The following is a 10,410-nucleotide window of genomic DNA, read 5'->3' as shown; positions in this document are numbered from 1 at the left end:
CGCGCAGGCGGCAAGCCATTCCGGCGCTTTGCGCCGCGGTGCTGGTCTTGCTGGCGCTGGCCCCCCAGTTGGCCGTCGACGTCGGCTTCGCGCTGTCGGCGGTCGCGACGGCCGCGTTGGTCGTGATCGCGCCGGCCTGGTCGCGCCGCCTGGTGGGGAGAGGCTGCCCCAAGCCGCTGGCCGACGCCCTGGCGATCGCCGCGGCCGCGCATGTCGTGACCGCCCCGCTGGTGGCGGGCATCTCCGGGCGGGTCAGCCTGGTGGCGGTGGGCGCCAACCTCGCGGCGGCGCCGGTCATCGCGCCGATCACCGTGCTCGGCAGCGCGGCCGCCGTGCTCAGCGTGGTGTGGCCGCCCGGCGCGCACGTGTTGGTCCGTTTCACCGGTCCCGAACTGTGGTGGGTGGTGCGGGTGGCGCACTGGTCGGCGGGCGCGCCCAGTGCGACGCTGCCCGTTCCGTCCGGGGTGCCGGGAGTGGTGCTGGTCGCCGGGGTGACCGCGCTGATCGTCGTGGCGGTCACGAGGCTGCGCGGCCGGCGCTGGTTTGGCGCCGCGGTCGGCCTGGGCGCGTTGACGGCCGCCCTCTGCGCGCTGGCTTGGTGGGTGTCGACGGTGATGGATCCCGGGGCGGCGTAGTCGGTCCGTCGTGACACCATCGTGGGGTGACAGAGGTTTCGCCGTTGCACCTGGTCCTGGGAGACGAGGAGCTGCTGGTCGAGCGGGCGGTGGCCGACGTACTGCGGGCGGCGCGCCAGCGGGCCGGGATCGACGACGTTCCGGTCAGCCGAATGCGGGCGGGTGACGTCAGCACCTACGAGCTCGCCGAGCTGCTGAGCCCGTCGCTGTTCGGGGATGAGCGCATCGTCGTGCTGGAGTCCGCAGGCGAAGCGGGCAAGGAGGCGGCCGCGGTGATCGCCTCGGCCGCGGCCGACGTCCCGCTGGGCACGATGCTGGTGGTCGTGCATTCGGGCGGCGGGCGGGCCAAGGCGCTGGCCACCGAGTTGCAGTCACTGGGCGCCGTCTTGCACCCGTGCGCGCGGATCACCAAGGTCAGCGAGCGAATTGACTTCGTCCGCAAGGAGTTTCGTGCGCTGCGCGTCAAGGTCGACGAGGAGACCGTGACCGCCATGCTGGACGCGGTCGGCTCCGACGTGCGGGAGCTGGCGGCCGCGTGCTCGCAGCTGGTCGCCGACACGGGCGGGGTCGTGAATGCCGCCGCGGTCCGCCGCTATCACAGCGGCAAAGCCGAGGTGAAGGGGTTCGACATCGCGGACAAGGCGGTGGCCGGCGACGTCGCGGGGGCGGCCGAAGCGCTGCGGTGGGCGATGATGCGCGGGGAGCCGCTGGTGGTGCTGGCCGACGCGCTGGCCGAAGCGGTCCACACGATCGGGCGGGTCGCTCCGCTGTCAGGCGATCCCTATCGGCTGGCGTCGCAACTGGGGATGCCGCCGTGGCGGGTGCAGAAGGCCCAGAAACAGGCTCGGTATTGGTCGCGCGACAGCGTCGCGGCCGCGATGAAGGTGGTGGCGGCGCTCAACGCGAACGTCAAGGGTGCGGTGGCGGACGCCGACTATGCGCTGGAATCGGCGGTCAGGACGGTGGCCGAGCTGGCCGCGAACCGGAACCGATGAGCGGGCGGGTCAGATCTTGTTGAGCGCGCGCGCCAGGGCCGACTTCTTGTTGGCCGCCTGATTCTTGTGGATCACGCCCTTGCTGGCCGCTTTGTCCAGCTTGCGGGTGGTCGCGGCCAGCAACTCGGAGGCCTTCTCCTTGTCGCCGGCGTGGGCGGCCTCACGGAATGCGCGGACGGCGGTGCGAAGCGACGACTTCACCGACTTGTTGCGCAGTCGGGCGCGCTCGTTGGTGCGATTGCGCTTCTGCTGCGACTTGATGTTGGCCACGCTTCTAGTTCCTTCTCCGCTTCGACGTTTGTTGGGGGCGCCGGATGTCACCACAGCGACTGCCCAGGTTATCAGTCGGTTACGTTTTCTCCCAAAACGGGAACCCGTGGCCTGCCATAACGTCAATTTGAGGCAGCATCTTAAAAGTGAGTCTTCCGAGCCAGCTCGAGGAAACCGGGCGGGGGTTGCGCGCCGCGCGCGCCGAGCGCATTTTCGGCGGCTACAACACGTCCTCCGACATCTATTCGATGGCGTTTGACGAGATGTTCGATGCCCACGGCTCCGTTCGGGGTCCCTATAAGGGCATCTACGCCGAGCTCGCGCCATCGGACGCCTCGGACCTGAAGGCCCGCGCCGAAGCGCTGGGTCGCGCCTTCATCGACCAGGGCATCACCTTCTCGCTGTCGGGTCAGGAGCGGCCTTTTCCGCTCGACCTGGTTCCGCGGGTCATCTCGGCCGCCGAGTGGAGCCGGTTGGAGCGCGGCATCATCCAGCGCGTCAAGGCGCTCGAGATGTATCTCGACGACATCTACGGCGATCAGGAGATCCTGAACGACGACATCATCCCGCGCCGCCTGATCACTTCCTGCGAGCATTTCCACCGTGAGGCGATGGGCATCGTCCCGCCCAACGGCGTCCGCATCCACGTCGCCGGCATCGACCTGATCCGCGACGAGAAGGGCAACTTCCGCGTCCTCGAGGACAACCTGCGCTCGCCCTCCGGGGTGTCGTATGTCATGGAGAACCGTCGGACCATGGCGCGGGTCTTCCCGAATCTGTTCGCCACCCACCGCGTGCGTGCGGTCGACGATTACGCGTCGCACCTGCTGCGCGCGTTGCGCAATTCCGCGGCCACCAACGAGGCCGACCCGACCGTGGTGGTGCTCACTCCCGGGGTCTACAACTCGGCCTACTTTGAGCACTCGCTGCTGGCCCGCCAGATGGGGGTCGAGCTGGTCGAGGGTCGCGACCTGTTCTGCCGCGACAACCAGGTCTACATGCGCACCACCGAGGGGGAGGTGCAGGTCGACGTCATCTACCGGCGCATTGACGACGCATTCTTGGACCCGCTGCAGTTCCGCGCCGACTCGGTCCTCGGGGTGGCCGGCCTGGTCAACGCCGCCCGCGCCGGCAACGTCGTCGTCTCCAGCGCCATCGGCAACGGTGTGGGCGACGACAAGCTCGTCTACACCTATGTGCCGACGATGATCGAGTACTACCTGGGGGAGAAGCCGCTGCTGGCCAACGTCGAGACGTATCGGTGCTGGCTCGACGACGAACGCGAAGAGGTGCTGGACCGGATCGACGAATTGGTCCTCAAGCCGGTCGAGGGGTCCGGGGGTTACGGCATCGTGTTCGGGCCGGAAGCCTCCGAGAAGGAGTTGGCCACAGTCGCCAAGAAGGTTCGCGACGATCCGCGCAGCTGGATCGCCCAGCCGATGATGGAACTGTCGACCGTGCCGACGCAGATCGGGAACACGCTGGCGCCCCGGTATGTCGACCTGCGGCCGTTCGCGGTCAATGACGGCGACGACGTCTGGGTGTTGCCCGGCGGCCTGACCCGGGTGGCCCTGGTCGAGGGCTCGCGGGTGGTCAACTCGAGCCAGGGCGGTGGCTCGAAGGACACCTGGGTGCTGGCGTCGCGGACCTCGGGCGGTGAACACGAGCTCGGCGCGGCGGAAGTCGTCCGCTCGCTGCCCGAGTCGATGTCCGACCCGGTGCTGGACGGCGCGGAGCGTTTCGCGCAGACCCAGACGCAACCCACGGAATCCCCGCAGGAACAGCAGTTTCAGCGGCAACAACGGCGGGCGAAGCGCTGATGCTGGCCCGTAACGCGGAGGCGCTGTTCTGGATCGGTCGCTATGTCGAACGCGCCGACGACACCGCGCGCATCCTCGACGTAATGCTGCACCAATTGCTCGAGGAGTCCAGCGTCGACCCGGACCAGGCGTCCCGGCTGTTGCTGCGGGTGCTCGGCATCGACCCCCCGCACCACGACCTCGACGTCTGGTCGCTGACCGACCTGGTGGCCTTCAGCACCAACGCTTCGGGGGGAAGTTCGATCGTCGACGCCATCACGGCGGCGCGGGAGAACGCCAAGTCGGCGCGCGAGGTGACGTCCAGCGAGATCTGGGAGTGCCTCAACACCACCTATCACGCCCTGCCCGAACGCGAGCGTGCCGCGAAACGCCTTGGGCCCCATGAGTTCCTGTCCTACATCGAGGGCCGGGCGGCGATGTTCGCCGGCCTGGCCGACTCGACACTGTCCCGCGACGACGGGTACCGCTTCATGGTGCTAGGCCGCGCGATCGAGCGGGTGGACATGACGGTGCGGCTGTTGCTTTCGCGGGTGGGCGACAGCGCTTCGTCCCCGGCGTGGGTGACGCTGTTGCGTTCGGCGGGTGCGCATGACACCTACCTGCGCACCTATCGCGGCGTGCTGGACGCCGGGCGGGTGGTCGAATTCATGTTGCTGGACCGGTTGTTCCCCCGTTCGGTGTTCTATTCCCTGCGGCTCGCCGAACACAACCTCGACGAACTGCTGCACTCCCGGCAGAGCCGGATCGGCGCCACCGGGGAGGCGCAGCGGCTGCTCGGGCAGGCCCGAAGCGAACTCGAATTCGTGCAACCCGGTGTACTGCTGGAGTCCCTGGAGACTCGCCTGGCGGGCCTGCAGCGAACCTGCCACGACGTCGGAGAAGCGTTGTCGGTGCAGTACTTTCACGTCACCCCGTGGGTGGCGTGGTCGGATGCCGGCGATCGCGGCCGGCTGGTCAGCCGCAAAGGGGACGGCTGATGTGGCGGCTGCGGGTGGTGCACACCACCGGGTATGCCTACCAGTCGGCGGTGACCGCGTCCTACAACGAAGCGCGGTTGACCCCGCGGTCGAACACCAGGCAAAACGTCATCCTCAATCGCGTCGAGACAATCCCCGCGACCCGGTCCTATCGCTACATCGACTATTGGGGCACCGCCGTAACGGCATTCGATCTGCACGCGCCGCACACCGACCTAACGGTGACGTCGTCGTCGGTGGTGGAAACCGAGCAGCCGGAACCGCCGGTGACCGACATCGGCTGGGGTGAGCTCAAGTCCGAGGCGGTGATCGACCGGTTCGACGAGTTGCTTCGCCCCACCGGGCATACCCCGGCGAGCAAAAAGGTTGCGTCCGTGGCCAAGAAGATCGCCAAGTCGCACCAGCCCGCCGAGGCCGTCCCGGCCGCCAGCGAATGGGTGCGCGGCGAACTGGACTATCTCCCGGGAACCACCAGCGTGCACTCGTCGGGGCTGGACGCGTTGAACGCGGGTCGGGGTGTCTGCCAGGACTTCGTGCACTTGTCGCTGATGTTGTTGCGGGCCATGGGGATTCCCGCGTACTACGTGTCGGGCTACCTGCATCCCAAGCGCGACGCCGTGGTCGGGGACACCGTGGACGGGCGCAGCCACGCGTGGATTCAGGCGTGGACGGGCGGCTGGTGGAGTTACGACCCCACCAACGGAACAGAGATCTCCGAGCAATACGTCGGCGTGGGCGCCGGCCGCGACTACACCGACGTCCCTCCCCTGAAAGGCATTTACTCCGGTCAGGGGGCGACCGATCTCGACGTCGTCGTGGAGGTCACCCGGCTGGCTTAGCCGGCGCGGGCATAGCGTTCACGCCATGAACGACACTGCGCCTAACCGCGGTGGTCCCTCGTTGCTGCTGCTGTCCGCGCTGTGTGTCGCGGTGCTCTTCGGCGGGATCGCCGTCGGGATCGCCCTGGGCGGTGTGATGCCGCTGCCGTACGGTCCGGCGGCCGCGGTGGCGGCCTACGTCCGTGCGGAGCCGGTCGCCGTGCGCGTCATCGCCGTGGCGACGTTTGCGTCGTCGATCCCGTTGGCGGCCTACACGGCGACGGTCAGCGTCCGGCTGCGCCGGCTCGGCGCTGCCGGGCCGGGAGCCACGGTCGCGCTCACGGGAGGCGTCCTGGCCGCCGGCGCGCTGGCGCTGTGCGGCCTGCTGGCCTGGCCGCTGTCGCGGCCCGAAGTCGCCGGGGACGCGACGGTGGTCGGCGCGCTGTACCTGCTGGTGTTTCTGGTCGGCGGCCCGGGACACATCGTGGCCCTGGGCCTGATGGTCGCCGGGATCGCGGGACCCGCCCTGAGCCGGGGCTTGCTGCCGAGCCCGGTGGCCTGGGCCGGCCTGGGAATCGCCGCCCTCGCCGAAGCGGCGACGGCGGTATTGGTCTGGCCGGACCTGGGCGTGATCCTGCCGGTTGCCAGGGTGTCGGCGCTGTGCTGGCTGGTACTGGCGGGGGCGCTGCTGCCGTTGCGCCGCAACGACATTGCGGAGTGACCGTTACGGCGCGTCGATTTCGACGCGATGCAGGTCGTCGCCGAGCTCGATCCGCCCGTCGAACGCCGAAGCCGCCAGGGCCCGCCACTGCTCTTCCTGGCCGGGCACCAGCGCGGGCACGTAATGCGTCATGACGAGCGTGCCCACCCCCGCGCGGGCCGCGGTTGCCGCCGCCTCCTCGACCGACGAGTGGTAGTCGCAGATGTCTTGGAGCCGCTGTTGCGGGATGTTGCCGACGATGTCCTTGCGGATCACGGTGTGCACCAAAGCGCCGGCGCCGGCCGCCAGCCTGTCGAGGCCGGCGCAGGGCACCGTATCCCCGGCGAGCACCACCGACGCCGTGCCGTAGTCGACGCGGAACCCGATGGTCGGGGCCACCGGTCGGTGATCGGTGGGTGCCACCCGGATCGACACGCCGTCGCGGTCCCACACCGCCCCCTCGGTGCATTCGTGGACTTCGACCGACGGTGGGGCGTTCAGGTCGGCGTGGTGAGCGATCCGGTACTCGATGTCGTGGCGGAACGCGTGCAGAGTCGCCTCGACCGTCTCCGCGGTCCCGGGCGGCCCGATGATCGGCAGCGGCGCCGGGTCCGGTGCGAAGGTGCTGATCCAGCGAGTGATCAGGAGGTCGCCGAGATCCCCGATGTGGTCGCTGTGCAGATGGGTGATCAGCAGCGCCGACAATCCGGCGGCGCCCACGCCGACGGCCGCCGCGCGCTGCAACACCCCACGCCCGCAGTCCACCAGAAACACCTGCCCGCCGGCCCGCACCAGAGTCGACGGGCCGGCCCGGTTCGGGTCGGGGATCGGGCTCCCGGTCCCCAGCAGCGTGATCTCGATCATGGCCCTATCTTGCAAGCCGCGGCCGGCCGCAGTGGCCCATTCGGGGGATCCGACCGGTCGGACGTCCTGGTTTCGAACGGCGACGTCAGGGTATGGACACGGATCGGCTACCGCTTCTCGTCGTGGCTTTTGCGCCGCACGAGTAAGCCGTAGCCTGTTGTGAAGCGGATCACAACCAGCTGGAGGCCTTTGATGCGGATTGCAGACGTCTTGCGGAACAAAGGCGCGGCGGTGGTGACCATCAACCCCGAGGCGACGGTGAAAGAGCTGCTCGCCGGGCTCGCCGAGCAGAACATCGGCGCCATGGTCGTCGTCGGCGACGAGGGCGTCGTAGGCATCGTCTCCGAGCGCGACGTGGTGCGCGAGCTGCACACCCATGGCGCCAGCGTGCTGTCGCGCCCGATCTCGAAGATCATGACCACCACCGTCGCCACCTGCACGAAAGCCGACACCGTCGACTCCCTGAGCGTGCTGATGACCAAGAACCGGGTGCGCCATGTGCCCGTGCTGGACGGCAAGAAGCTGATCGGCATCGTGAGCATCGGCGACGTGGTGAAGACCCGGATGGAAGAGCTCGAGGCCGAACAGCAGCAGCTGCAGTCCTACATCACGCAGGGCTGACTGCCCGGCTTCTCCTCACGCCGTTTCACGGCGTGCATCGTCGCCGAGCGGGGCTGACTGCCCGACTCGCCGAGCGTGCATTCAGGGCGAAAATGCGGCCATTCTTTCGCCGTGGTTACACGTTGGGCGACTAGCTCCAGGAGTAGTCCGCGCGTAGCCGCTCGGCCACCACTTCGAAGATCTCGCGGTCCAGGATCGCGCCCTCGCGGCGAATGCTCTCCTCGGGGACGTCGAGCACCCGGTCCAGCCGAACCCAGCTAGGCCTGCCTTCGTAATCCCAGGCGCCGGAACCGATCCCGATCCAGTCCCGGTCCTCGGCGTGGCGTTCCTGGCTCGACACCATCAACCCCAGCAAGACGCGGCGGTCACGACCGACCACGAGCACGGGCCGGTCCTTACCCCGGGTGGGGTCGTCCTCGTAAACCACCCAGGTCCAGACGATCTCGCCGGGATCGGCCCGGCCGTCGAGGTCGGGCGCGTAGACCAGCTTGCGCGCGCGCTGCGCGGTCGGGAAGCTCGTGCTGGTCACCGGGCGGCCCGCGGTGACCGCGGGCGGTTGCGGCGCGGCGGCCGCGATGACGTTCGCGGTGATCTTCACGGCGTGCTGCAGTTCGCGCAGCACGGTCTGCGAGTTCTGCACGTGCCGGGCCAGTCGCGGGGCCCGATCGAAGACCAGGTTTTCCGCGAACCGCTGGAACGTCTTCCACTGGGATTTGCGGGCCGACGCCATATTCGCAGCATAGACGCGCATCGCGCGGGTGCGATTGTGTCCAAGTAGGTCTCGGGCACCCCGCCTAGATACCCTGGACATACCAATGGGCCGGTGTTCAGGCGGCCGCAATCGTGTTCAGACCAGGAGATTCCCATCAGCAGTTTCGCCGACAAGACCTTCACCGCGCCGGCGCAGATTAGGAACTTCTGCATCATCGCCCACATCGATCACGGCAAGTCCACGCTGGCGGACCGGATGCTTCAGCTCACCGGCGTCGTCGACGAGCGGATGATGCGGGCCCAGTACCTGGATCGGATGGACATCGAGCGGGAGCGCGGGATCACCATCAAGGCGCAGAACGTCCGGTTGCCGTGGAAAGTCGGGGACCAAGATTACGTCCTGCACCTGATCGACACCCCGGGCCACGTCGACTTCACCTACGAGGTGTCGCGGGCGCTGGAGGCCTGCGAGGGCGCGGTGCTGCTGGTCGACGCGGCCCAGGGCATCGAGGCGCAGACGCTGGCCAACCTGTACCTGGCCCTGGATCGGGACTTGACCATCATCCCGGTGCTCAACAAGATCGACCTGCCCGCGGCCGACCCGGACCGCTACGCGGCAGAGCTCGCACACATCATCGGCTGTGAGCCGGACGACGTGCTGCGGGTGTCCGGAAAAACCGGCGAGGGCGTGGCTCACCTTCTGGACGAGGTGGTCAGGCTGGTGCCGCATCCCCAAGGCGACGCCGACGCACCCACCCGCGCGATGATCTTCGACTCCGTCTACGACATCTACCGCGGCGTGGTGACCTACGTCCGGGTGATGGACGGCAAGATCGTCCCGCGGGAGCGCATCTTGATGATGTCCACCGGCGCCACCCACGAGCTGCTCGAAGTGGGCATCGTCTCGCCCGAACCCAAGGCCAGCGAGGGCCTGGGCGTGGGCGAGGTGGGTTACCTGATCACCGGTGTGAAGGACGTCCGCCAGTCCAAGGTCGGCGACACGGTGACGACGGCCCGGCACGGTGCCACCGAGGCCCTCACCGGGTATCGCGAGCCCAAGCCGATGGTGTACTCGGGCCTGTACCCGGTGGACGGCTCCGATTACCCGGATCTGCGCGACGCCCTGGACAAGCTGCAGCTCAACGACGCGGCTCTGACCTACGAGCCGGAAACGTCGGTGGCGCTCGGCTTCGGGTTCCGGTGCGGCTTTCTGGGCCTGCTGCACATGGAGATCACCCGCGAGCGTCTGGAGCGCGAGTTCAACCTGGATCTGATCTCCACGTCGCCCAACGTCGTCTACCGAGTCATCAAGGAGGACAACAGCGAGATCGTGGTGACCAACCCGTCGGACTGGCCGGAAGGCAAGGTGCGCACGGTCTATGAGCCCGTCGTGAAGACGACCATCATCGCGCCCAGCGAGTTCATCGGCACCATCATGGAGCTGTGCCAGTCGCGCCGCGGCGAGTTGGGCGGGATGGACTACCTGTCACCCGAGCGGGTGGAACTGCGGTACACGATGCCGCTCGGCGAGATCATCTTCGACTTCTTCGACTCGCTGAAGTCGCGCACCCGCGGCTACGCCAGCCTCGACTACGAGGAGGCCGGCGAGCAAGAGGCCCAACTGGTCAAGGTCGACATCCTGCTGCAGGGCGAGGCCGTCGACGCGTTCTCCGCGATCGTGCACAAGGATGGGGCTTCGGCGTACGGCAACAAGATGACCACCAAGCTGAAAGAGCTCATTCCGCGCCAGCAGTTCGAGGTGCCGGTGCAGGCGGCAATCGGATCGAAAATCATTGCGCGCGAGAATATCCGGGCGATCCGCAAGGACGTGCTATCCAAGTGCTACGGCGGAGACATCACCCGCAAACGCAAACTGCTGGAAAAGCAGAAGGAAGGCAAGAAGCGGATGAAGACCATCGGACGGGTCGATGTGCCGCAGGAGGCCTTCGTCGCGGCCCTGTCCACGGACGCCGCCGGCGACAAGGGCAAGAAGTAGCCG

Annotated in this window: 11 protein-coding genes; 8 read left to right on the top strand and 3 right to left on the bottom strand. The window is 68.1% G+C overall.

Annotation, left to right across the window (positions count from 1 at the left end; translation table 11 throughout):
• Together A5709_RS16730 and holA are read left to right on the top strand one after the other, a co-directional pair.
• Nucleotides 1-635 (top strand): ComEC/Rec2 family competence protein (locus tag A5709_RS16730; RefSeq protein WP_197520175.1); only part of this gene is annotated, 635 nt, incomplete at its 5' end.
• 26 nt (nt 636-661) lie between these two features.
• Entirely contained in the window at nt 662-1,630 is a 969-nt protein-coding gene (gene holA, locus A5709_RS16725) for a DNA polymerase III subunit delta (protein ID WP_068120866.1), read from the top strand.
• Nucleotides 1,631-1,639: 9 nt separating this feature from the next.
• Here the strand turns inward: holA and rpsT are convergent, their stop codons facing one another.
• Nucleotides 1,640-1,900 carry a 30S ribosomal protein S20 gene (rpsT, locus tag A5709_RS16720; protein ID WP_066952793.1) on the bottom strand — a complete coding sequence of 87 codons (261 nt, stop codon included), beginning with the start codon at nt 1,898-1,900 and terminating at the stop codon, nt 1,640-1,642.
• A 137-nt stretch (nt 1,901-2,037) separates the two neighbouring features.
• Between rpsT and A5709_RS16715 the strand changes: the two genes are divergently transcribed.
• From A5709_RS16715 to A5709_RS16700, 4 genes are read left to right on the top strand one after another with little or no spacing between them, the layout of a single operon-like run.
• A complete protein-coding gene (locus A5709_RS16715) occupies nt 2,038-3,720 on the top strand; it encodes a circularly permuted type 2 ATP-grasp protein (protein ID WP_068008109.1) in 1,683 nt (560 codons plus the stop codon).
• On the top strand, nt 3,720-4,697 hold the full coding sequence (locus A5709_RS16710) for an alpha-E domain-containing protein (RefSeq protein ID WP_067942917.1): 978 nt from the start codon (nt 3,720-3,722) through the stop codon (nt 4,695-4,697). Before A5709_RS16715 ends, A5709_RS16710 begins: the two co-directional genes overlap by 1 nt.
• A complete protein-coding gene (locus A5709_RS16705; RefSeq protein WP_068120864.1) occupies nt 4,697-5,536 on the top strand; it encodes a transglutaminase family protein in 840 nt (279 codons plus the stop codon). The genes A5709_RS16710 and A5709_RS16705 overlap by 1 nt, the downstream gene beginning before the upstream one ends.
• A 25-nt stretch (nt 5,537-5,561) precedes the next feature.
• Complete coding sequence (locus A5709_RS16700) at nt 5,562-6,236, top strand: hypothetical protein (RefSeq protein ID WP_231986991.1); 675 nt, start codon at nt 5,562-5,564, stop codon at nt 6,234-6,236.
• Between the two features lie 3 nt (nt 6,237-6,239).
• On the opposite strand, the gene A5709_RS16695 is transcribed toward A5709_RS16700, so the two are convergent.
• The gene (locus A5709_RS16695; RefSeq protein WP_068120862.1) at nt 6,240-7,079 is read right to left on the bottom strand and encodes a ribonuclease Z; all 840 of its coding nucleotides are present in this window, start codon (nt 7,077-7,079) and stop codon (nt 6,240-6,242) included.
• Nucleotides 7,080-7,271: 192 nt separating this feature from the next.
• Here A5709_RS16695 and A5709_RS16690 point away from each other — a divergent pair, with 192 nt between their 5' ends.
• Complete coding sequence (locus tag A5709_RS16690) at nt 7,272-7,700, top strand: CBS domain-containing protein (RefSeq protein ID WP_066952803.1); 429 nt, start codon at nt 7,272-7,274, stop codon at nt 7,698-7,700.
• A 130-nt stretch (nt 7,701-7,830) separates the two neighbouring features.
• On the opposite strand, the gene A5709_RS16685 is transcribed toward A5709_RS16690, so the two are convergent.
• A complete protein-coding gene (locus A5709_RS16685; protein ID WP_068008106.1) occupies nt 7,831-8,430 on the bottom strand; it encodes a type II toxin-antitoxin system PemK/MazF family toxin in 600 nt (199 codons plus the stop codon).
• 93 nt (nt 8,431-8,523) lie between these two features.
• On the opposite strand from A5709_RS16685, the gene lepA reads away from it, so the two are divergent.
• Nucleotides 8,524-10,407: a translation elongation factor 4 gene (gene lepA, locus A5709_RS16680; protein ID WP_068120860.1), complete on the top strand. Its 1,884-nt coding sequence runs from the start codon at nt 8,524-8,526 to the stop codon at nt 10,405-10,407.
• Nucleotides 10,408-10,410: the final 3 nt, after the last annotated feature.

Origin of the sequence: Mycobacterium sp. E1386, assembly GCF_001672745.1 — a bacterium.
Lineage (GTDB): Bacteria > Actinomycetota > Actinomycetes > Mycobacteriales > Mycobacteriaceae > Mycobacterium.
The sequence above is the reverse complement of the archived record's forward strand: the minus strand, read 5'-3'. Positions and strand labels throughout refer to the sequence as shown.

Bases quoted from the DNA above. Each gene is read 5' to 3' on its own strand.
- A5709_RS16705 (WP_068120864.1), top strand. From the start codon at position 4,697: ATGTGGCGGCTGCGGGTGGTGCACACCACCGGGTATGCCTACCAGTCG.
- A5709_RS16710 (WP_067942917.1), top strand. From the start codon at position 3,720: ATGCTGGCCCGTAACGCGGAGGCGCTGTTCTGGATCGGTCGCTATGTC.
- A5709_RS16685 (WP_068008106.1), bottom strand. From the start codon at position 8,430: ATGGCGTCGGCCCGCAAATCCCAGTGGAAGACGTTCCAGCGGTTCGCG.
- A5709_RS16695 (WP_068120862.1), bottom strand. From the start codon at position 7,079: ATGATCGAGATCACGCTGCTGGGGACCGGGAGCCCGATCCCCGACCCG.
- A5709_RS16700 (WP_231986991.1), top strand. From the start codon at position 5,562: ATGAACGACACTGCGCCTAACCGCGGTGGTCCCTCGTTGCTGCTGCTG.
- A5709_RS16690 (WP_066952803.1), top strand. From the start codon at position 7,272: ATGCGGATTGCAGACGTCTTGCGGAACAAAGGCGCGGCGGTGGTGACC.